The 20,884-nt window shown below is 58.9% G+C and carries 21 protein-coding genes; 4 read left to right on the forward strand and 17 right to left on the reverse strand.

Annotated features, from left to right (window positions below):
- Positions 1-134 precede the first annotated feature (134 nt).
- From CJ255_RS05240 to CJ255_RS05255, 4 genes are all read left to right on the forward strand, one after another.
- The gene (locus tag CJ255_RS05240; RefSeq protein ID WP_097643040.1) at positions 135-872 is read left to right on the forward strand and encodes a class I SAM-dependent methyltransferase; all 738 of its coding nucleotides are present in this window, start codon (positions 135-137) and stop codon (positions 870-872) included.
- 136 nt (positions 873-1,008) lie between these two features.
- Positions 1,009-1,629: a class I SAM-dependent methyltransferase gene (locus CJ255_RS05245; RefSeq protein WP_097643041.1), complete on the forward strand. Its 621-nt coding sequence runs from the start codon at positions 1,009-1,011 to the stop codon at positions 1,627-1,629.
- Positions 1,630-1,697: 68 nt separating this feature from the next.
- Positions 1,698-2,084, forward strand: a complete 387-nt coding sequence (locus CJ255_RS05250) for an EamA family transporter (RefSeq protein ID WP_097643042.1) — start codon at positions 1,698-1,700, stop codon at positions 2,082-2,084.
- Positions 2,081-4,117 carry a hypothetical protein gene (locus tag CJ255_RS05255; protein WP_124681821.1) on the forward strand — a complete coding sequence of 679 codons (2,037 nt, stop codon included), beginning with the start codon at positions 2,081-2,083 and terminating at the stop codon, positions 4,115-4,117. Before CJ255_RS05250 ends, CJ255_RS05255 begins: the two co-directional genes overlap by 4 nt.
- 180 nt (positions 4,118-4,297) lie before the next feature.
- On the opposite strand, the gene CJ255_RS05260 is transcribed toward CJ255_RS05255, so the two are convergent.
- The 17 genes from CJ255_RS05260 to CJ255_RS05340 all read right to left on the reverse strand — a co-directional run bounded on the left by CJ255_RS05260 (position 4,298) and on the right by CJ255_RS05340 (position 20,755).
- Entirely contained in the window at positions 4,298-4,702 is a 405-nt protein-coding gene (locus tag CJ255_RS05260; protein ID WP_097643044.1) for a CBS domain-containing protein, read from the reverse strand.
- Between the two features lie 126 nt (positions 4,703-4,828).
- Positions 4,829-6,151: a vWA domain-containing protein gene (locus CJ255_RS05265; RefSeq protein WP_165774578.1), complete on the reverse strand. Its 1,323-nt coding sequence runs from the start codon at positions 6,149-6,151 to the stop codon at positions 4,829-4,831.
- Between the two features lie 159 nt (positions 6,152-6,310).
- Positions 6,311-6,679 (reverse strand): hypothetical protein, encoded by a 369-nt coding sequence (locus CJ255_RS05270; RefSeq protein WP_124681822.1) that lies wholly within the window; start codon positions 6,677-6,679, stop codon positions 6,311-6,313.
- A gap of 490 nt (positions 6,680-7,169) precedes the next feature.
- Entirely contained in the window at positions 7,170-8,150 is a 981-nt protein-coding gene (locus tag CJ255_RS05275) for a TIGR03557 family F420-dependent LLM class oxidoreductase (protein ID WP_097643047.1), read from the reverse strand.
- Between the two features lie 3 nt (positions 8,151-8,153).
- Positions 8,154-8,639 (reverse strand): SRPBCC family protein, encoded by a 486-nt coding sequence (locus CJ255_RS05280; protein WP_097643048.1) that lies wholly within the window; start codon positions 8,637-8,639, stop codon positions 8,154-8,156.
- 64 nt (positions 8,640-8,703) lie between these two features.
- The gene (locus CJ255_RS05285; protein WP_097643049.1) at positions 8,704-9,885 is read right to left on the reverse strand and encodes an NAD(P)/FAD-dependent oxidoreductase; all 1,182 of its coding nucleotides are present in this window, start codon (positions 9,883-9,885) and stop codon (positions 8,704-8,706) included.
- Between the two features lie 138 nt (positions 9,886-10,023).
- Complete coding sequence (locus CJ255_RS05290; protein ID WP_097643050.1) at positions 10,024-10,464, reverse strand: hypothetical protein; 441 nt, start codon at positions 10,462-10,464, stop codon at positions 10,024-10,026.
- A gap of 18 nt (positions 10,465-10,482) precedes the next feature.
- The gene (locus CJ255_RS05295; RefSeq protein WP_097643051.1) at positions 10,483-10,803 is read right to left on the reverse strand and encodes a hypothetical protein; all 321 of its coding nucleotides are present in this window, start codon (positions 10,801-10,803) and stop codon (positions 10,483-10,485) included.
- A gap of 79 nt (positions 10,804-10,882) precedes the next feature.
- Positions 10,883-11,797, reverse strand: coding sequence for a (bacterio)chlorophyll synthase (gene bchG / locus CJ255_RS05300; RefSeq protein ID WP_097643052.1), 915 nt, complete (start codon positions 11,795-11,797; stop codon positions 10,883-10,885).
- Positions 11,798-11,805: 8 nt separating this feature from the next.
- Positions 11,806-12,873: a bacteriochlorophyllide d C-20 methyltransferase BchU gene (gene bchU / locus CJ255_RS05305; protein ID WP_097643053.1), complete on the reverse strand. Its 1,068-nt coding sequence runs from the start codon at positions 12,871-12,873 to the stop codon at positions 11,806-11,808.
- 101 nt (positions 12,874-12,974) lie between these two features.
- Positions 12,975-13,682: an esterase/lipase family protein gene (locus CJ255_RS05310; protein ID WP_097643054.1), complete on the reverse strand. Its 708-nt coding sequence runs from the start codon at positions 13,680-13,682 to the stop codon at positions 12,975-12,977.
- 167 nt (positions 13,683-13,849) lie between these two features.
- Positions 13,850-14,590 carry a hypothetical protein gene (locus CJ255_RS05315; RefSeq protein ID WP_124681823.1) on the reverse strand — a complete coding sequence of 247 codons (741 nt, stop codon included), beginning with the start codon at positions 14,588-14,590 and terminating at the stop codon, positions 13,850-13,852.
- Positions 14,591-14,648: 58 nt separating this feature from the next.
- Positions 14,649-15,533 carry a hypothetical protein gene (locus CJ255_RS05320; RefSeq protein WP_097643056.1) on the reverse strand — a complete coding sequence of 295 codons (885 nt, stop codon included), beginning with the start codon at positions 15,531-15,533 and terminating at the stop codon, positions 14,649-14,651.
- 23 nt (positions 15,534-15,556) lie between these two features.
- The gene (locus CJ255_RS05325) at positions 15,557-16,570 is read right to left on the reverse strand and encodes an alpha/beta fold hydrolase (RefSeq protein WP_097643057.1); all 1,014 of its coding nucleotides are present in this window, start codon (positions 16,568-16,570) and stop codon (positions 15,557-15,559) included.
- A gap of 38 nt (positions 16,571-16,608) precedes the next feature.
- On the reverse strand, positions 16,609-17,718 hold the full coding sequence (locus CJ255_RS05330; protein WP_097643058.1) for an ArsA family ATPase: 1,110 nt from the start codon (positions 17,716-17,718) through the stop codon (positions 16,609-16,611).
- Between the two features lies 1 nt (position 17,719).
- Positions 17,720-18,964 (reverse strand): ArsA family ATPase, encoded by a 1,245-nt coding sequence (locus CJ255_RS05335; RefSeq protein WP_097643059.1) that lies wholly within the window; start codon positions 18,962-18,964, stop codon positions 17,720-17,722.
- 45 nt (positions 18,965-19,009) lie between these two features.
- Positions 19,010-20,755 carry a hypothetical protein gene (locus CJ255_RS05340; protein WP_097643060.1) on the reverse strand — a complete coding sequence of 582 codons (1,746 nt, stop codon included), beginning with the start codon at positions 20,753-20,755 and terminating at the stop codon, positions 19,010-19,012.
- Between the last annotated feature and the right edge of the window lie 129 nt (positions 20,756-20,884).

Consider the following 20,884-nt stretch of genomic DNA (forward strand, 5'->3'; position numbering starts at 1 on the left):
TATAACTTCCTATCCGATAGTTGCGAAAGATGACAATTAAGGCAGGATGCAAGAACTCGGAAACATTGCTGAACTCGAACAGCTACCTGCTCATTTGCACAGCCCCCAAGCATCTGGTATAGTTAGGTGTTGGAATGGAGAAAATAGAGTATACAACAATGGCCGCCGTGGAGTTGCGGCACTGGTGGTATGGCGGGATGCGTGCGATCAGCGCCGCCCTGCTCGATCCGCTCTATCATGGACGGCAGGATGTCCGTATCCTTGATGCCGGTTGCGGTACCGGCGGCGATGCGCTCTTTCTGCAACGCTATGGCCATGTCGTGGGCCTTGATTATGCCCCTGAAGCGGCTGCGATCATTGGCGACCGGTTGCCGGGACGTTTTACCCGTGGAAGTGTGCTCCAGCTCCCGTTTGCTGATCACAGCTTCGATCTCGTCACCTCCTACGATGTACTCTACCACGCCGGTGTCCCCGATGAGGCAAGTGCCTTAGCCGAAGTGCGCCGCGTCTTAACGCCCGCAGGCCATCTGTTGATCCGCCTACCAGCCTATGAGTGGCTGCGTTCGCACCATGATCGTCAGGTGCATACCCGGCGCCGCTATACCGCCCGTGAAGTTGCCACGATGCTGCACAAGGCAGCTTTTCAGCCTGTTCACCTGACCTATGTACTCAGTCTGCTCTTTCCCCTGCCCGCAGCCTCGCGCCTGCTTGAACGCCTAAAGCCGCCCCCCGCACAAGCTTCAGCCATGGGCCTACCACCCGCACCACTCAACCAAGCCCTGCGTCTCCCCATGGCCCTCGAAGCCGCCTGGCTCAGGCGCGGCGGAAGCTTTCCCTTTGGGCTCTCAATTGTCGCTCTGGCTCGCGCCTGATGGCAAGGGGGCGTGCATAGAAACATGGCACTCACCCTGTTCCCCTGTTCCGCTGTTCCCCTGTTCCGCTGTTCTCCTGTTCCCCTGTTCCCCTGTTCCGCTGTTCCCCTGTTCCGCTGTTCCCCTGTTCCTCACCATGCACACACTTACCGACAATCTACTCGACCAAATCAGTGCGGCACCGCGCCTCTGGAATGGGCTGCGCTGGCTGGCTGAGGCTGGCTATGGCGGCGAACGTCTCGCTATTGCGCGTGAGTTGCGCCCATGGGCTGGTGATCAGCGGCGTTTCCTCGACCTCGGCTGTGGCACAGGTGCCTTTGCATCCGAGTTTCCACCAGAACGCTATGTGGGCGCTGATCCAGCACGGGGCTACCTGCGTTTTGCCGGACGCCACCGCCCTGGACGCTACTTGGTCTCGACTGGTCAGCAACTTGCCCTGGCCGACACGAGTTTCGATGCCGCGCTGATCTGTGGGGTGCTGCACCACCTCGCCGATGGTAGCGCCCAAGCACTCATGGGCGAACTGGCCCGCGTTCTCCGCCCTGAGGCAACCGTGCTGGTCATGGAGGATATTCCCCCGCCCAGTGGCACCAATCCCGCTGGACACCTGATGCACCAACTTGATCGTGGGGGCTATATCCGTAGCGATGCTGATTATCTTGCACTATTCGGAGGTTGGTTTCAAGTGATTGATCACTACCAGATCCGCAGTGGCATTTGTGATTATGCTGTCTATGTGCTGAGTAGGTTGCCATGAGCATCTGTGAACAGCACTCAACCCAAGCGTCGGTGTCACTCCACCCACGCATCCAACGAGGCTCCGTTATGGCTTTGGTCTTCGCCATGCTACTCACCGCGAGTACGCTTACGGTGATTGGTGAGATTCTGTTGAAGCTTGGCGTGAATCTGGTAGGTCAGCGCGTAGGAGCCTTTTCGCTCAATCCCGCTGTCCTCTGGGCCACCTTCACCGAGTGGCGCGTCATTCTGGGGTTTGCCCTGATCTTTGGCGGTGCCCTCTTCTGGCTAGGGGTCATCTCGCGGGTCAATCTCTCCTTTGCCTACCCACTCCTCGCCTTGAACTATGTCATCATCCTGATCCCTTCGCGTGTGATCCTCAATGAAACGATTACCCCCACCAAGATTATCGGTGCGATCATTGTGGTGATCGGGGTGATTGTGATTACCTGGGGAGCAGCGAGTAAGCAGGGATGATGCTCAAACCGGCGCACCTCTGGCCGCCCTTCGCGCTCTGGTTGCTGGCACTTTTGCTCTGGCTGGCAGCCTACCAATTGCCCTTTAGCCAAACCCTCCATGTCGGCGGCGACCTGGAACGCCAACGCCGTCACGATGAAGCCCCCTTCTTCATCCGCATCAATGGCGCAGAGCCGCCAGGGATCATGGTTGATCCTAGTCTGCCCGCATGTCAGCAGCAGCCGCCCCCCCCAGGCGTGCGCTGCCACATCTGGTGGACAGAATGGGCTGAACGCACCGGCAGGTCGCCCTATCGCTGGACGAGCGCCGAGACGATTTTTCATGTGCCGGGGGTTGGGCCAGGGCGCTATCTGCTCGAATTGCGCGCTGGTGGGGCTCCCGATGGCACCGCAGTGACATGGGCGAGTGCCGCTGGGCCCGTCTATAACTTGAACATCCCCGCAGGCGATCCGCGCCGCTACCGGATTTTGGCCTATGCCGATGCCGCAGGCGACCTGCAACTCACGCTGCGTGCAACCCCCTTTGTGGCCCCCAACGATACCCGCGAGCTAGGCTTTGTGCTCTATGGGTTGCGGAGCCAGAGCCTCGATGCTGGCTGGCGTGCCCCTGCTTGGCCGCAGTTAGCCTGGCTCAGCCTGAGCCTTGGGGCGCTCTATCTGGGTACCCTGGCAGCAGGCGGTGGCACCCTTGGGGCCGTAGGCATGGTTAGCCTAGCCATACTCGCTACCACCTACACCCTTGCCTTCCAACGGCCCGTCTTAACCCTCTTTACGCCCCTCATTGCCACTCTAAGCTGCTTAGGTGCCACGACCACCATCGCAGCAGCCTGGCTTCAGCGGCGCTGGCCCCAAACCAATGGGTTGGCCACAATCACGGCGCTCGTCATGCTGGCATGGGCACTGCGCGTAGCCGGGATGTTGCACCCCCACGCCATCTACAGCGACTCGGCAATGCAGGCCAACAAGCTCTTTGCCGCCAGTCTAGGCAATGTCTTTCTAACTGCGGGCCTGCCGAGTGCAACCGGCGGAGGGGTGGCCCCCTATCCGCCCGCCATGTTCCTAGTGCTCATGCCCCTGCAACTCCTTGCGCCCATTGGCCACCACGAGCGCATTGCGTTAGTCCAGGCGGGCAGTGCGCTACTCGATAGCCTCGTCGTCGCCATGCTCTGGCTCATCCTGCGCCGCTGCGGCTTCGGCAACCGCGCCGCTCTCTTCGCGGCTGCCGCCTACCTACTGCCCCTCACCGCCCTAGAGTCCTTCTCGATTGGCGAACTGGCCAACGTAGGCGGCCAAGCCCTCGCCATACCCTTCCTGACCCTCCTCGCCCTTGGTTTTGCCGGGCCAAACGTGAAGGGCCCATGGCCAATCGTCCTCCTCAGTGCAACCCTCAGCCTCGCCCTCGTAGCCCACTCAGGCGTCACCCTATCGCTCGGCGCCCTCGTAGGCTCACTCTGGAGCCTTGGGTTAGCCGCGATGCTCATGGGCCGTCCGAGCCCCATCAGCATAAGCCGCCTCAGCCTCGTAATCAGCGCGAGCCTGGGGTTTGTACTGCTCTGCTACTACTCCGCCCCCGTCTACATCGAACGGGTCTTCGCGGGCGAACGCAGCAGCGTAGGGGGGCGCAGCCTAAGCGAGATTCTGCGCGAAACCAGCCTGGGGCTATTGGGGCTGATCCCACCAGGGGCACGCGCACGCCCCATTCCAACCCTCTTAAGCCTCAGTGCATTAGCCGGCCTAGCCCTACTCTGGGCAGGCCATCGCTCCAACCCACACACCGCCAACCTACGCTTCCTGCTCACCGCCTGGTGGTTGGCAACCTGCATCACCCAAGCACTCCTGCTCATCGCCACCCAAGGCGTCCGCTGGGGTCTTTTCCTCTACCCAGCCCTCTGCCTCAGCGCAGGCATCCTACTCACCACCCTCTGGCAACGCGGGCGCAACGGACGCCTTATCGCCGCATTGATCCTTGCCTCGCTCCTCACCTTCGGGTTTGAGCAGTGGGTCGCGCAGGTGCGCGATTATTTACATGGGTAGTGTCTCTTAGGGGCAAGCCCCAAACCCTATATTTTGTTCGGTTTTGGCGGCTTCGCCGCCAAAACCGAACAAAAAAGGGGTTTGGGGGAGGCAAAGCCTTCCCCAAACCCCCACCAAATAAGAAAACGACGGGGCTACAAGCCCCGCCGTTGCACCTCAACGCATGCTACAAGCTCCATGCTACTCATCGCGGGCAATGTCGCGTACCACGTCGGTGACCGAGAGGACACCAACCGGCTTGCCGCCCTGCTCACCCGGTTCGACAACCACCACGCGGTGGATGTGGCGCTCCATCATGAGCTTGCTGGCATGTTGCATGGTGTCACTCGGATTCACGACAACCACATCGGTAATCATGATGTGACCAGCAGTCAGGCCGCGCCAATGCTTCCAATATTGCTCGTAGAGGCGCGCGTTGACCAGATCGGTGCGCGAGATCAGCCCGATCATGTTGTCGTCATCGTTAACGACTACGAGCGCGCTCACGTCGTTATCAGCCATAAAACGGGCGACATCTTGAATCGGGGTATCGCGGCGACATGTTAGTACGCCGTGATGCATGACCTCGCCAACCAGACGATCCATAACGTAGTCTTCCTTTCGCCAAATCGAGCCGAGTTTGTGAATAAGTGTACATTCGAGTGTAACGAATCTTGCTTGAAGCGTCAACTACCTATGCGGGTAGTTGGGCTTAGGCATTATGGGAGCATGCTACCCATCCCTTAATCTGCGGGTAGCATAGGTTAGCGCGACCCCGCCCCCTGCTGTGCCATGGCCCGTTGTGGCTAACGCTTCGGCCTCGCGCAGGGCGATCTGGGCCAATTCGGTTTCGCCCAATTCTCCCATGCGCATGGCTACGGCACGCAACAACTTGGCTGCCCCCATGGCATCTCCCGCTGTCGCTGCGGCCCGGGCGCGCCGCTGGATCCGCACGGCACTTGCACGCGCTGCCGCTGCGAGGATCATTGCTGCTGGCGCGGGGGCCTGCGGGCTGTAGTGGGCCACCAGATCGGCCTGTGCTACCGCCGCGCCGCTCACCGCCCGCAGTGCAGCCAAACGGAGCCGTGTGCCCTCACTCGTCGCACGGACTGGCGTTGGTGGGGCTAGGAGCTCCAAGAGCAAGCGGATCGGCGTGCCCCGCTCCAAATCGCCCAAGGCAAGGCTCACACAACGGGCTTCCGGCTGCGTCTGCCAGTGCAACGGCGCTAACGCCGGGCTGAGGCGCGTCGCATGGCGTAAGGTTACCCCCTTGGGCAAGCTCAATTCCAACTGCAACGCCCGCGCCTGCACTCCACGCGCAGCATCCAACTCGGCGGCCACCGCTGCAGGAATCTCATCCGCATGGCGCAAATAGGTCGCCCGCCCGCCACTCAGATCGGCCATCTCAGTGAGCAAGTCATCCTGAAACTCTCCGCCCAAGCCAAGGGTACTAATACTAATCCCGTGGGCCGCCGCTGTCCGCGCCAACTCCAGACAACCCGCAGCATCGCGGGTAAAACCATCAGTCAGCAGAATCACCCGACTAACTTCAGTCGTCTCTGTGTAGCCCAGTTCAGCTAGGGCCACCCGCAAGCCAGCCGCCAGACTGGTCGCTTCACCCAGATGCACAACGGGCAGGCGCGCAATCCCCGCCACCAACTCGGCACGCCGTTCACCACTTGCCGCCGCCAGAAGCAGCGCATGCTCGGCACAGGCCACCAGACAGAGCCGATCCTCACGATCGAGCCGTTCAATGATGCTGTGCAACGCCCGCGCCGTATGCTCCAAGGCGCTTGGCGAGGTTCTACGCACCTCTTCCGGCACTGGCCCGGTCAATTGCCAGACCGGCACGCCATCAACCAGCACCTCTTGCGCCCCACCTTGGCGCACCAATTCACGGAACTGCTCATCGCTCACAATCGGAATACGCATCGAGCGGCTTGCATCCGCCACCACTGCCCAACTCACCGGCAGAGCCGCGCCCCCCGCATCCGCCTCAATGCTCACCAACGCATAGCAAAGCTGCGCCTCTGCACGAGGCGGCAAGGTAAGCATAGCAGGTTGCAAGCGGAGAAAAAGCGCCATCAATACTCTCAGAGGCTACCTGAAAAGGCTATCGGTACTGTTCCGCACGACCTGCCACGCCGTGGAGTGCCGGCTTTAGCCGGCTGAAAGGAACGCTAGATTCAGCCTACCGACTCTTCAAACCGCCTCTCAGCGACACGCATTGGTTGCCGTAGGTCTACCGCTAAAGGTAATCTCTAAGGTCGTACCATCACCAAAGATAACGGTGCGCTTGGTACGGGTAATTGCCTGTGGTACATCTGAGTTCGCAACACGCACACAACCATCAACAAAGGTCTCTTCATTTCTATCTGCAATCCCACCATGCAACAGGCCCAAGGCTTGCTCTTGGAAAATGGCAAGGCGCGATGGCGCAAAGATGCCAATCCCCCCTAAGCCAAGCATGGCCAACGTCAACATAATGAGTAAAAACTTAAAACCAAAACCACCCATACCGCGCTTCTTCGGACGGGCAGCAGCCGAACTATTCGCTCCTGGAACAGGTTTACTTGTCACCATTATATACTCCCCACAAGGTTTGATCAGGCTCAGTCTCAACTCTATTTTAACCCAAAGCCGCTCATTTGCCTATGAACCGTTGGTACTCTCCCATCTTCCAGCGTACTAGGAGGCTGTCTGAAAAGTCTATGGGTTGGTGTTGGAGTGCCGGCTTTAGCCGGCTAAAGCCGGCACTCCAACGTCAGTTGATAGACTTTTCAGACAACCTCTAAGCCCAATACCTTGCAAATAAGCTCGCGCAAAGGCGCAAAGCCGCAAAGGTTTGGCGCTCATATGCAAAAAACTCTGCGCCCTTGCGCCTTTGCGTCAAGAAACCCTGCGTATTTGCAAGGTATTCTCTCTAAGGGATGGTTTCAGAAACAGCCTTTCAGCTTTACAGTTGGAGTGCCGACTTTAGTCGGCATCCAGAGGTTGTCGGCGACCTCAGCCGACTAAAGTCGGCACTCCGTCGGAGGCCAAACTGTAAAGTGGCATGAAACCTTCCCTAAGCCTACTTCAGCTTCGGCAGCACATGCTCACCATAGGCTTTGATCCATTGCTCTTGGTTGCGACCCACATTATGGACATAGATCGCATCAAAGCCAAGCTCAAAGAAGCCCTGGAGGTGGGCGCGATGTGCTTCCAGATCGGGGGAGATGAGTACCCGCCCCTGAAAATGCTCAGGTCGCACGAGGCGCGCCATGGCCGCAAAGTCTTCTGGGCCACGCACATCCTGCTTAGGGAAGTTCATGCCCCCATTGGGCCACTCAACCAAGGCAGACTGCAACGCCTCATCATAGGTTGTGGCCCATGAGACATGGAGTTGCAACAATTTTGGCATGTGGGCCGGATCGCGGCCCGCTTCGCGTGCGCCTTGGGCAAAGTTCTCCAGAATCCCGCGCAACTTCTCGTGGCTTGCGCCAGGCGTAATCAAACCATCACAGACCTTACCAGCCCAGCGCACCGTCTGCGGCCCGGTTGCCGCAATGTAGATCGGCACGCGCTGCTCAGGCAAGGTCCAAAGCTGCACCTTGTTCATGGAAAAATAGCGCCCACGATAGCGCACCGCTTTGCCACTCAGCAGCCGCTGAATGATCTCGGTCGCCTCTTGAAGCATCTCAAAGCGCACGAGCGCATCGGGCCATGGGCCAGCAACCACATTCTCATTGAGCAGTTCACCACTGCCAAGGCCCAACCAGAAGCGCCCAGGAAACATGGCCCCCAGCGTCGCCGCTGCCTGCGCCACTACCGCTGGATGGGTACGGAAGCTCGGACAGGTCACCCCTGGCCCAAAATTGCCCTGCGTCACCATGCCCAACGCACCCATCCAGCTATAGGCAAACGCATTATGGCCCTGTGCAGGCACCCAGGGCTGAAAGTGATCCGCCGCCATGACCCCTTCAAAGCCGTGGTGCTCGGCTAGGGTGCAATGGGTTAGCAATTCATTCGGATGGAACTGTTCAAGGGCAGCAGCAAGCCCAATACGTGGCACAGCTTAATCCTCCACATTGATCTTTTGCGGGCCACGCGTCTCGGTATAACGGAAAGCGGGCGGCCCCTCAATCAACTCACGTAGACGGAAGAGCTGGACACGCATATCGAGATCCGCAATGAAGCGCCCCAGGCCCAGCACCAAGAAGCGCAAGCCCTGATTGTTTACCTCATACTCAACCCGATTTTGTACCACCACCCGTGGGCCATCAACAAACCAACGCCATAGCTCTTGACCTTCCCACACGCCCTTGATATTCATCAATATATGCTGATCATCACGTTCAATCACCTTATAGTTTGAACTCACCATACCAAGGGGCAAAATACGCAGATCGTGCGTACTCTCTAAGGCCATTAGTTCACCCTCAATCGGGTCCAGTTGAATTAAAGGCGAACGCCAGCGCACCATCAAAGCAGGTTGCGTCAGGTGGCGTTCCACCACATCCGGCGTTGTTCGTATCGAGACCCACTCCTCTTGGACGATCATCAAAGCTCCTCCCAACCTAGTTGCTCATAGACATGGTTCGTAACCAATGTATCCTTGTTGCCGCCTACTTCTGAGCCTCTTCGAGGATTGAGCGATAGTATTGCTCAACGCTCTTTTTCATCCACAGCGCCGGGTAGCCCGTCATCGGTAAGCCCAACGGATTACCAACGGCATAATGGGGCCCTAACGAGACCAATTCGCCCAAGCGGAGCGGCTCGTAGGAGCGTGGTGCCCGTCCCTCCACTTCAGCCAGCAGGGTGGTAGCGAGGTGCGCCCCTTGACGCATGGCATAGCTCGCCGTTGCCGGTACCGTCCCGCCATCAAGGCTATTGGGCACAGCCGCGCAATCGCCAGCCGCAAAGATCAAGGCTTGATCATGCACGCGCAGGTAGCGATCCACCATCACGCGGCCATGCTCTTCTACTGCCAACCCCGATGCGGCCAATAGCTCCGGGCCAGCAATGCCCGCCGCCCAGACAATCGTGGCGGCCCGCAACACACGCTCCCCCTGGATATGCAGCATGCGCGGTTCCACCGCCTCAACCAGGGTATTGCGGTAGACACTCACCCCTTGGCGATCCAGCACCAACTCGGCAGCCTGTGTAGCCCAATCGCCAAATTGGGGCAACAGATAGTTGCTGCGCTCAATCAGGGCTACCCGCACCTCTGAGCGGGGTGCGCCACTATCACGGCAAAGATCATCGGCCCAAGTGACCAACTCACCAGCCAACTGGCAGCCGGTATAGCCCCCCCCGACAATCGCTATCGTCTGCAGTATGCGCTGCTGTTTTGGGTCGCGCTCCTGCGCCGCAGCGGCAAACTGTTGCACGACATGATCACGCAGTCGCAAGGCATGCTCAAACGTATGCAAGGGCAGTGTATGCTCACGGGCGCCGGCAACCCCCGCATAGGAAGTCTCGGCCCCCAGCGTAATGGCCAAGCGATCATACGCCAGGCTACGCCCATCCTCAAAGCGCACCTGGCGCTCAAGCGGCTCAATCCGCGTCACCCGCCCCTGCTCTAGGCGCACCGTACTATTGCACAACAGTGGCGCCAATTCATAGATCGCCTTCTTATCTGGGATAGCATCCGTTGCAGCCAAATGGATCACCTGGATCAATTGGTGGTAGGGATGCTGATCAACCAAAATTACCTCATCATCGCGCCCACGTTGGCGCAACAGCCGATCAAGGTCAATGGCGGTACGCAACCCTGCGTAGCCCGCGCCGAGGATGACTATTTGCATAGGGGTGCTGCTCTTCCAATCGTTTGCTGCCACGTTTCTAGCATACCATAGAGTAGGCACCCACGCTAACTCAGGATGCGAAAAGACCTCACAGGTCTAAGAACCTGTGAGGTCAATCTTTGCAGCATCCCGTTCTCGTTATGCTTTGGGGGTTGTCGGGGGCTTCTCGACCCACTCGTCAACCTTGGCAGCAGCCTTCTCGACCTGATCGGCGGCGCGGCCAGTGGCGCGGCTCACGCTGGTGCCAAACTCATCGGCGGCGCGGGCCAAACGCTCGGTGAAGGCGCGGGCGCGCTCACCCAAGCGATCAGGGCTGGGCAGGCTCAACGTCGGTGGCGGGCCGGTGAAGATGTCATCCACCACCCGCTCGGTCAGGTTCGACAGCTCTTTGGGCAGCACAATCACCGCACGGGTCAATTCCACCATCGCACGGCGCACGCGGCGGCGCGGGCCACGCGGCAACAGCACCAGCGGCACCGAGGCCACCGTCAGACCCGTACGCACCACTCCGCCCACAACAGCCGCCGCAATCTCGAACGGTCCGTCACGTGTGACGCTCGCATTCGGGTTGTCGCTCATACTTCTCTTCCCCTTCTCTTACTTGTCAGACAGCTCGTCCTTCGGTGCCTTACCGGACTCGGGCGTACCAAGATCCTGCTCCGCCGCCCACTTCTCAACCGACTCACTCACGATGTTCGAGAACTCGCCCGGCAGGCTGACAACGGCGTGCATGATCTCTTGAGCGGCAGTGCGAATGTGCTGCTGACTGGCAACCGGCAACAGTGCCAAAGGTAGCGTGGTGACCGCAAAACCGACCCGTAAGACGCCACCGGCCACGTCAGCGACCTGCTCCAACACGTTGCTGCTCTGCGGTGTGCGGACGCTGCGCACCCGCACCTCACCCGTGGGTTCCGTCATGTTCAACCTCCTTATGTGATGTGTGCGGGGCGGCGCAGGAAGGGCCAGCCTCTCCCTGTCATACCTCCCGGAAACACCTCTACCTAAAGTAGCCCCCCACAATGAATGCCGACACAACTTGTGTCAAGACCATGAATGGGTTGCTTGCGACGAGATAACGAATATAGTTGCGCTGTGATGGGTCTTGGTATAGTTGTACTTGACTGTAAATCGGCGCAATGATCGAGAGTAGGAAGAAGCCGACCGCCCAGTAGTACCCCCAGATAAAGGCCAAGACTACCAGCAGAACTTGCGAGATTCCAATAGTTGTGTAAGCAATGATCAAGGTTGGCCGCAGGCCAATCACCACAGGCAGCGATTTCAAGCCAAGCCGCCGATCCCCTTCAACACTCTTGATGTCATTGAGGAAGAGCATGCCTGCAGCAATCGTGCCATTGATCACAGCGACCACAAACGATTGCCATGTTAACGAAGCAAAGATGAGGTGCCCCGCCAACCAACTCATGGTTACATACCCCAAACCGACCGAGGCTGGCCCAAACCAGAAGTTCTTCTTCAGCTTAATCGGTGGCTTGCTGTAGATAACCGAGATGAAGAGCCCCAACACCGCCAAGAAGACGATCCAGGGATTGCCAAAAACTAGAGAGACCAAAAAGGTCGCCGTGCCAAGAAAGATCCAATTGATCCGCGCTTCACCAAGTGTAACCAAACCGGCAGGAATGGGACGCTTCGGATCGTTGATCGCGTCCAACTCGTGGTCGTAGTAGTCGTTAATACTCTGGCTGAAGCCCGTCCCCAAAGGGCCGGTCATCAGTGCCCCCAACATGATCCAAGCCCAAGCGACGCCACTTGTCCAATCGAACGCGGCCCCGGCAGCCAACGCACCACAGATGGTAATAATCGCAGGCGAAAACCACGTGACTGGATCGGCAAGCTCAAGGTGAGCCCGTATCTTTTTGCCGAGTGGCACCTGTTTGTCAGTAGTAGAAACCATACGCCGTGCTATGCCTTTACGGCTTGGTAAAGAACGTGGTCGTAGCCTTCAGTCACCGTGATGTCGCGGAAGCCAAGCTCTTGCAGCAACTCTTTGTAGAGTGCGTGATCCTTGAACTCCAGCACCGAGAAGTTCATACCAATACCACAGACGTAGTGGGTCAAGTAGTCGTAGTTGGGCTTATCCTTGTCGCTAATCACCATATCGATGATCATCACCTTACCGCCCGGCTCAAGTGCAGCATGGGCCTTCTGCAGCATCATTGTGCAGAACTGGCGGTTCATGGGGTAGAGGATGCGCGCAAACATCACCGCATCGCCCTGTGGATAGGGCTCGCGGTACATATCCACCGCCACCGGCTCAAGCCGCCCCTCCAAGCCCTTCTCGGCTGCGTTTTCACGCACCAGATCAAGGGCCGAAGGCAGGTTGATCAGCTTGACGTTCAGGTCTGGATACTTCTGGCAGAGCGATGCGGCAATGTCGCCAATCCCACCACCAACGTCAATCAACTGCTTCACACCACTGAGATCGGCATGATCGCGCAGCAGCTTCAGCACAAAGTGAATATTGCTGCGATGGATCGTCTCGTAGAAGATGCTATCCTCGCGGGTGCGCGGCGGGTGCGGCACATGGCTGGTGAAATCCATCTTCCCACGGGTAACATCGGCCAGGTTGGCGTAGAAACTCTGAATCAGATCGACCATGTAGCTCACAAAGGGCAACATGGTCATATTGCGATGCTCATCAGGCGCAGTGAAGAACTGCTCGGCAAAAGGTGTGAGCGCCCAAGCCCCCTCAACCGGCTGTGCCAAGCCCACCTTCTCCATGGTGATGAGTAGGCGCTCTAGGCGAATCGGTACGCTGCCCGTCGTTTCAGCCAGATCATTGAGGGCGCGTGGCCCACTTGCCATAGCCTCGAATAGCCCTAGGTCGTAGGCTGCCTTAATGACAAAGAAATCCACCGTGCCCTTAAAGACCATCTCGTAGGCCCGTTCGGTCGCACGGTACAACTCCGCATCATCTTCCATGCAGCGGCAGTTCGGATTACAGCGAAACTGCGCCTGCTCTGTCGTCATTGCCGTCTTTCCTTCTGCTGCAACGCCCAGGCACGCCTGGGAGATGGACGCTCACGCTCTTTGGATTTGTATTATAGTACAAAACGCGTATATGTAAAACATCAAGCCGGAAGCGGCTCAGCCACACTCTCAAACCAGAGGGGAATCACGGCGGGCGCACCATACCAGGTGCGTGGTGCGTTATAGGGTGCGTGGCGCGCCCCCTCCAGCATCAGGTTGTCAGCCCCCTCCAAGTAACAGCAGTGGGTCGGGATGATCCCATCACCCATCTGACGCCCATCGCCAAACGAGGTTTCGTAGGAGCGAAAGGCCAACATCTGCTCTCCGTTGCCAAAAAAGCGCCGCCCCAGCACACTCCGCCCAGCCACCGAGGTGTAGCGTATGTGCTCGTAGAAGGCACCCGGATAGCGTTCGTTGATCAGCGCCCCAAAGCCTTTGACCCAGACTTCATAGGTGGTATGGGCCGTGCCCAGGGTTGTCAGGCTGGCCACATGGCGCTGGCCATCATACGTTATCCCATTGTAGGGCAGATGACCAAGGTAGGCTCGCGCCACACGCCCGCCCGCACTATGGCCGATCAGATCGATCCGTTCGGCCCCGGTCTCTTGCAGGGCCAATTCAACGGTACGGGCCAACACATTGAGCACCGGCGTAAAATCGGGATCGCGCACCTTCGCCCACTCGATGCGCGTAAAATCGGTAATATAGACGATACGATTGTAGGGCGGGGCGGCCAGGGTACGCGCCATACCCACATAGTCTTTGGGCGACGAGAGCCAGCCGCCTAGCAGGACGATCGGTTGGGCCATCCTTGCTCCTTAAGGTTGCTTTACCATCTTGCGAGGATGCGCGAGCTTCGCGTCTTTACATCCTTGCATCTTCACGTCTTCGCGCCCTCGCATCCTCGCGTCCTCACGCCCTCACGTCTTCTCGCCCTCGCGTCCTCGCGCCTTCGCATCCTCGCATCCTCGCTCAACTATTCCTCTGCAGCGGGCTTATGCTTCTTATCGCCACCATTGCCATTGGGAGCATTGACTTTAATCGCCCGCCGGATGCGCCCAGCGTGAGGTGCCGAGATACCAGCGGGGCTCGGCAGACTCTCAACGATGTTCGTCACCACCGAGCGGCCAAAGCGCACAAAGTCATCGGTCTGAAAGCGTGTCCAGTAGCTATAGAAGTTCCAGACATCGGTAGCGGTGGCGCGCACTTCGCGGGTAAACTGCTCGAGCCCTTGGGGTGGCAGCGCACCCCGCACAAAGCCGCGTACCATGTAGCTAACGGGCTGCACATAGCCCTCAACCGGCACCGGATTGCCATTCGTATCGAGGCGTGTCGGTGGCTCGGCCCTAGAGGTCGGGCCAACAAACCGCACCTCTGCCGGTTCGCTCTGCTCCTCAGCCGCTTCACCCTTGGCAGCATCCTTGGGCTTAGGTTGCGACGTACGGAAATTGATCGGCCCATCCATACGCACCGGCTTCCACGCGGGCTGCGCGGGCGGCGTATAGCTCGGTGCAGCCGCGACTTGGGCAGGCTCATAGCTTGCCACCGCCGTCTGGGCAGGTGCGTAGTCCTCTAGGTTTTGGGTAGGGCGTGTACTGGTTGCGGGCGCACGAGGAAACTCGCGCAACGACGACTGATTGGCAGGCATCTCCCAGTCGAGTTTGAGAAACTTGCGTAGCCAGTCGGGCATCCAACTGTACGATTGTGGGGCGGACATAACCGTATCCTCTCGTTGCAAAGCGCGGCCAAGCGCGCAAACCATATGTTAGCCAGCCCTACCCAAAAGCAAAGAAGCGACGACGCTGACGTGTATGGGGCGCAAAACAGAAGTCAATGATGCGTCCCAGATCGTCGCCTGGGTAGCGCCGGTCAAGGGTAACAATCGAATCAAGCACGTAGGCTACCTGATCAGCGGGCAAAGAGGTGCTACAACGCACGAGGCGTCCAAGCAGTTTGCGCCGCAAATCGAGACTGTAGCGTAGCGAAACGACTGCCAGCTTCCCCAAGAGCGCATCGCGCAGTTCGAGATCATCGGTAAAGCGCTTGAGCCACTTCTGTAACCCAATCCGGTCACTCTTATCAAGGTAGAAATTGACTAGGTCGGAGAGCGCTACATCGTTGGTCAGCTCCATCAACTCATTCCAACGCTTGTTGAAAGGCTGGCGACTAAAGGCCTTCAACTCCATCAACTGATTGATCAGATTACTCGCGGTATAGTAGGGTTCGCGCTCGAAGAGGCGTTGCAGACCGGCTTCACGTTCAGCCAGCAGCGAAACCGCCTCGCGCAGCACGCCATCAGATTCATCGTAGCCGCCACGGCGCATGTGCATCTCGTGGGCCAATTCGTGCAACGCGATCCCAATCGTGCCATCTTCGTCCCAACGCCCTAAGCTCACAAACGAGCCGCTGCGCGGCGAGAAGCTACCACTATCAACCCAGGGGCCACTTGTACGCCCGCCATCGAGTGCCTCAAAGGTCAAACGCTCATTGAGGACATCGCTGGAGAGTTCACTGCCCCACATGGCGTTCGCCAAACGACGCACCTTGCGCGCCATCTGGGCCGGGCGATAGCGGTACTGACCAACCGCTAACACCTGACTACCAGCATTATCCATATTGATGGTCGCCTGCTGGCCATTAGCACGAAGAACAAGCTGCATACGTCATTTTCCTCTAGGTTTGCTTAACGCACACTGCGTAAAAAGAGCCGCAGAATCTGGATCACCTGTTCAGGCAATTCAAAGAGAATGAGGTGACCACAGCGCGGTACCTCAAGGTACTGCCCATTGGGCGCCAATTCCATCAATGCACGGCCACCTTGGGGCCGCATAATGGGATCACCGGAGCCAGCGACCAAGAGAGTTGGCTGCTGTACGCGGGCCATCTGTTCACCAACGAGATCAAGGACTTCGCGGCGCGCTAATTCCTTGGCCGAAACACGAACGGCTGCCGGGTCACAGCAGCGCAAACTCAAGTTTGCCAATTTTACATCACCAACCGAAGCGGTATTCTTGGACATTACCACCAAGGCGTAGATGTAGGGAATCCACCAGAGACCCCGCCGTTCAATCGGACGCAACACTTTGTTGAAGACGAAGTTAAGCGTACCGGGCGTCATGGCTGAGGCAAGGGCGTTGTAGGGGATCAGGCTAAAATTGAAGAAGACCAGCGAACGCACCCGTTCGGGGTGGAGGTCGGCATAGCGCAACGAGACGAAGGCCCCCAGCGAGAAGGCCGCAACGTGGTGCGGGGCCAACTCGAGGGCATTCGCAAAGGCAAAGAGGTCGTCGCTAAAGCCCGCCACGGTATAATTTTCATTTGGATCGCTATCGGAGAAGCCGTGACCCTTGAGATCGTAGCAGATCACGCGATAGCCTGCAGCGGCCAACGGCTCAAGGATATGGTGCCACCAATAGGCCGAGCAATCCCAGCCATGGACAAGCACCAAGGGCTCACCAGTAGGCGGGCCAAGATCCATGTAGTGGTGTACCACCCCATTGGCCTCAATAAAGCGCGCCCGATCCATCAGACGCTGTTCCGCCTCCAAACGACGACGCTCACGCGCACTGAGCTTGCCGTCCAACTTGGCGGCAACCTCAGCATAGTAGGTACGATACTTGGCGGTAGCCAGGGGCGAGCCAAGGGCATCAGACCCATGTAGGGTAGCATCCACAAGTTCATCATTGCGGCCAGCCATCCCGGCACCTCCCTTACGCAGCACAGTTCATGCTGCGACTATTCGACCCAGAGGCGAAGCACCTCAACCGGATCAACCTTAGCCCGTAGTCGCCCGCCGGTCACAATCCCAGGGAGTAGCACATGGCGGCGCAACGGGCCGAGTTGCACCACAACCTCCTCGTTGGTCAAGGCAATATCGAGGGTCTTGGGATCAAGGAAGGGAATGTAGAGCTTCAATTCACGATCACCCGCTGGTGGCAGGGGCTTAATGGCGGGATCACAGACATCGCCATCATCGTAGAGATGCGCCCCACGCAACGCCCACGTATCGCGGTCGGTGATACTCGCCGCTAAGGGGCCAATCCGCAACTGCGGGCGCACATTACTGGCCTCAAGCGAATAGGTTTCACGCAGACTTTCAGGCACATCAGCCAGTTCACCCGCCACGATCAACTCATCCACCGCCATACCATAGAGCCCCAGCGAGGTGAGGCTCGAGGCAACCCCAGGCATCGCCAATTCATCAGGCGTGACCACAAGGCGCACCCGCGAGCCGGTAGCGGCATCAATGCGGGCGCGTTGCGCTTCGAGTTCAACCCGCAGATCCTGGAGCGGTGCAAAGGCACTTGGCGGCAGCAGAGCGGCTGGGATCATCGCCGCATCCTGCGAAGAGCGCGAACGGCCTGGGCCACGGTCGAGGCCCACAATCAGGCGCGTAAACCAGCGCAGCACATCGGGCAGCGAAACGGTCCGAATCAGCCCTTCGGCTGAGGGGCCGTCAAGGATCACCAGATCAAAACGGCCCATCTGGCGCGCCTTCTCGGCCACCAAGAGCCCTCCGATGGCATCCATGCCGGGGAAGGAGGGAATCTCTTCAGGCCCAAGATCGCGCAGCCGGGCGGTAATCCCACTGCGTAGCGAAGGGCGAATCTCATCCCAACGCGAGCCAATCTCATCAAGGGGATTCACCTCAACTGCGGCCAGATGGGATTCCAATTCCAGCGGGCGCGGGCCAAGATTCTGGCCCAGCAACGCCCCGCTGAGATGGGCCGGACCAACTGAAACAAGCAAGACACGCTGACCGCGACGGGCTGCGTGGCATGCTGAAGCGAGTGCCGCAGCACTCTGGAGGATTTGACTAAAGCCCGAAAAGATCAGCAAATTCATATTAAGCGGCCTCAACCCTGAATTCGTCGGTCGCATTGACCTGCGAATCATCATCGTTCAATTCCACACCTTCGCGGAATTCCAAGCGCAGGACATTATCTTCGTAGCGATGATCGCCCATTGTGCAATTGTAGAGAATACGTGGCAGCGCAATAGTACGCTGAATTCGTCCTACGGTCAATGTCAAATCTGGCCCACTGCGGGTCAAATCCATCGTCTGCTCTTCATCCATGAAGGGCAGCTTGAGGCAGAGGTCATACTGACCGGGTTGACCCTCATCATTCCACTGTTCAAGCCAAATCGGGCGCTCATCAAAGAGCATCGCGCCGGGATCAGCAAGGCCAAAGGTGGACTGACCCACCGAACTCAGGGCCGGCAGACCAATCGGCTCACCGCCTTGCAGAACTGTGCGGAAGATGGGCGTGGGCGCAAAGCTATGCTCAATATCTTCCAGATAGTCGCGTTGCAGACTCACCCAATAGTCAAAGTAGGGGCCCAGATCCTCACGCTGCGGCAGGATTTTATTGACCATCACGGCATCAACCATCATGCCATAGAGATTGAGGAAGGTGTAGGCCCGTCGGGTTTCGAGCAGGGGCAACTTTTCAGGGTTGAGCACCAAACGCAGAGAAATATCGGGACTAAGCAAGAAGTTGGCCAATTGCTCCATGCGCTCAAGCAAGCCACCGACCTCATCGAAGAAGCGATCATCGGGCAGATCGCGCTTAAAGGGGCGCGCAAAGTTGGCAAGGCCACGATAGACACGGAAGAATTTCTTGCCCGCATCGCCACCGATAATCATCTCAGGGTAGGCCAAGAGGCGCAACGTATTGCCTGTGGGCGCAGTATCGAGCACAATCGCATCCCAGCGACCGCTCTGGGCCTCACTCATGACCCGTTGGAGTGCAAGGATTTCATCAAGGCCGGGCTGATTCGCCAACTCAGCGGCAGTCGAGCGATCAATCCCACGGCTCGAGTAGGTCGAAGCGACAAACTGCTGAAAGCCACCAAGGTTATGGCGCCACTCATAGATCGTATCAACTTCGAGGGCATAGAGGCCGGGCGCAATCGTTGTCGGGCGATCGCGGCTCACCGCCACCCCAAGGGCATCGGCGAGCGAGTGAGCCGGATCGCTAGAGAGGACAAGGGTACGGCGCCCCGACTGTGCCAAAAGCGCAGCCGTAGCCGCCGAAATGGTCGTCTTCCCCGTACCACCCTTACCCGAATAGATAATGACACGCGTCATAGGTTGAGTACTCAGGGCAAGGCATGCCACGCCCGCTGACGGCTTCTACGCCTGATCATCGGACTGGTGCATACCATTACCATTGTAGCTAACGACCTTCGGTGCGCCAGCGGGTTCCGCTTCACTAGAGACACGATCCGGGCGTCCAACAGCAATCCGGCGTACCGGCGCACCACGCTGCCCCTCTGCGGGCTCTTCAGTGGCGACAGGTTCAGTTGTGGCGGGCACTGCGCTCGGCTCAACCTCGGCCAGTTCACTGGCAGCCTCTGCGCTCGCTTCGGAGGCAACCGGAGCTTCAACCGGAACTTCGCGGCGGCGCATCGCAATCGTGCGCCCCACCTGGGGTTCAGGCGTGTCAGTGGGTTCAGCGGCAGGCGCAGCGGGTTCAACGCGACGCACCGCAATCGTGCGGCGCACCTGGGGTTCAGAGGCGTCACTGGGTGCGGCGGCAGGTGCAGCGGGTTCAACCCGGCGCACCGAGACGGAGCGGCGCACCTGGGGTTCGGGTGCGGCGGGGGGTTCCACCGTTTCGCCAGTGGCAGTGACAATCTTTGAGGGCGGTGCGCGACGCACCGAGACGGAGCGACGCACCTGGGGATCAGGGCGTTCAGCGTGGGCTGCTGCATTGAAGGATGCGCCCATCGGCTCAACCGGAGCAGGGGCCTCAGCGTTCCCACGGCGCACATTGGAGCGCACCGAGACACGCTTGGACTGCTTCTGGTTCGAAGTGTCCTCATCGGGTTCTGCGAGGCGCACCGCCGCCCGCACCACCGGCACCACGGGGGCAAAGGGCCCCCCCTGGGCCTCGTGTTGCGAAGCCGCATGGTAGATACCACGCATCGCATTGCGGCGAACCCGCGGGTCTTGCATATTCCCAACCATCTCGGTAGCCCCACTGACCGCATCGGTAGCCCGGCGGACACCACGCATCATCTTGCGCGGCACCTCAAGAGCCAAGCGCAGTGAACGGCTCACCTGGTACATACTGGGCTGCTCAGACATATGGGCCAACGAACTCGCAGGGGTAGGCATAGCGAGCGGCGAGATGCCACTGCCGGCAGGGACACCCACGCGCTGATGCTCATAGGCAGCAATCAGATTACCGGGGGTAACCACCTGTTCCTGCTCTTGGGGCTCATCCTCAGCACTGCCAAAGGGCCACCAGCGGCGCTTACGCGGCTTCTCTTCAACGACAGGCTCCGGCTCCGGCTCAGGAGCAGGCGGCTCAGGCGGATTAAAGAAGGGCTGAAGCTGTTCACGCTCAACGGGCGGAAACTCAGCAAAAAAGGCCTCAACCAGCGGCTCACCCGTCACACCAGCCATGATCTGATCGCCAATCACCTCAACCATATGGGAGAAGGTGTTGACATCATCGGCGGGCATGAAATCGAAGGTATTGGTGACCACTCGCTCACTGCTACCAGGCTCTTCATAGGAACCATTCACCGCAATACGGCGCTTGCGGGGCGCAACAGCAGGGAGGCGGAAGGCAAGGACAACGCGGCCATGCCAAGGATCCCACGTCTCGGCCTGAACAACGTCCATATCCTTCCACTCAAAGCCATCAACAGTATCGTTAAAGAAGCCACGGGCCCACGTAATGACCCGGCGGTCGGTAAGGGCGACAAAATCGGAGAGCGAGAAGCCCCCGACGCGGCGACGCCGCTCATCAAGCAGCACCCCATCAAAGAGCGCGAGCAGCGTCTCGCCCTCCTCGATCAGGCCACGGTGAAGCATCTCATCGACGCTGGCCGCATTGACGTTGATCCCGAGATACGGGCGAGTACTCATAGTCGTTCCCTATCTAGTGGCGATAGCTGGTAACCCCAAGGTAAGGCTACGCTGGAGTGTAGGGTTACCTGCGGGTCTACAGTGACCACCAGCGCGATCCTCGTACACAACGGCTACGGGTGGCGGTCG

Origin of the sequence: Candidatus Viridilinea mediisalina (genome assembly GCF_002532535.1) — a bacterium.
In the GTDB taxonomy this organism is placed as follows: Bacteria; Chloroflexota; Chloroflexia; order Chloroflexales; family Chloroflexaceae; genus Viridilinea; species Viridilinea mediisalina.

Excerpts from the sequence above, each read along its gene's own strand:
- CJ255_RS05240 (WP_097643040.1), top strand. The coding sequence starts at position 135 with ATGGAGAAAATAGAGTATACAACAATGGCCGCCGTGGAGTTGCGGCAC.
- CJ255_RS05245 (WP_097643041.1), top strand. The coding sequence starts at position 1,009 with ATGCACACACTTACCGACAATCTACTCGACCAAATCAGTGCGGCACCG.
- CJ255_RS05250 (WP_097643042.1), top strand. The coding sequence starts at position 1,698 with ATGGCTTTGGTCTTCGCCATGCTACTCACCGCGAGTACGCTTACGGTG.
- CJ255_RS05255 (WP_124681821.1), top strand. The coding sequence starts at position 2,081 with ATGATGCTCAAACCGGCGCACCTCTGGCCGCCCTTCGCGCTCTGGTTG.
- CJ255_RS05260 (WP_097643044.1), bottom strand. The coding sequence starts at position 4,702 with ATGGATCGTCTGGTTGGCGAGGTCATGCATCACGGCGTACTAACATGT.
- CJ255_RS05265 (WP_165774578.1), bottom strand. The coding sequence starts at position 6,151 with ATGCTTACCTTGCCGCCTCGTGCAGAGGCGCAGCTTTGCTATGCGTTG.
- CJ255_RS05270 (WP_124681822.1), bottom strand. The coding sequence starts at position 6,679 with ATGGTGACAAGTAAACCTGTTCCAGGAGCGAATAGTTCGGCTGCTGCC.
- CJ255_RS05280 (WP_097643048.1), bottom strand. The coding sequence starts at position 8,639 with ATGATCGTCCAAGAGGAGTGGGTCTCGATACGAACAACGCCGGATGTG.
- CJ255_RS05285 (WP_097643049.1), bottom strand. The coding sequence starts at position 9,885 with ATGCAAATAGTCATCCTCGGCGCGGGCTACGCAGGGTTGCGTACCGCC.
- CJ255_RS05290 (WP_097643050.1), bottom strand. The coding sequence starts at position 10,464 with ATGAGCGACAACCCGAATGCGAGCGTCACACGTGACGGACCGTTCGAG.
- CJ255_RS05295 (WP_097643051.1), bottom strand. The coding sequence starts at position 10,803 with ATGACGGAACCCACGGGTGAGGTGCGGGTGCGCAGCGTCCGCACACCG.
- bchG (WP_097643052.1), bottom strand. The coding sequence starts at position 11,797 with ATGGTTTCTACTACTGACAAACAGGTGCCACTCGGCAAAAAGATACGG.
- bchU (WP_097643053.1), bottom strand. The coding sequence starts at position 12,873 with ATGACGACAGAGCAGGCGCAGTTTCGCTGTAATCCGAACTGCCGCTGC.
- CJ255_RS05310 (WP_097643054.1), bottom strand. The coding sequence starts at position 13,682 with ATGGCCCAACCGATCGTCCTGCTAGGCGGCTGGCTCTCGTCGCCCAAA.
- CJ255_RS05315 (WP_124681823.1), bottom strand. The coding sequence starts at position 14,590 with ATGTCCGCCCCACAATCGTACAGTTGGATGCCCGACTGGCTACGCAAG.
- CJ255_RS05320 (WP_097643056.1), bottom strand. The coding sequence starts at position 15,533 with ATGCAGCTTGTTCTTCGTGCTAATGGCCAGCAGGCGACCATCAATATG.
- CJ255_RS05325 (WP_097643057.1), bottom strand. The coding sequence starts at position 16,570 with ATGGCTGGCCGCAATGATGAACTTGTGGATGCTACCCTACATGGGTCT.
- CJ255_RS05330 (WP_097643058.1), bottom strand. The coding sequence starts at position 17,718 with ATGAATTTGCTGATCTTTTCGGGCTTTAGTCAAATCCTCCAGAGTGCT.
- CJ255_RS05335 (WP_097643059.1), bottom strand. The coding sequence starts at position 18,964 with ATGACGCGTGTCATTATCTATTCGGGTAAGGGTGGTACGGGGAAGACG.
- CJ255_RS05340 (WP_097643060.1), bottom strand. The coding sequence starts at position 20,755 with ATGAGTACTCGCCCGTATCTCGGGATCAACGTCAATGCGGCCAGCGTC.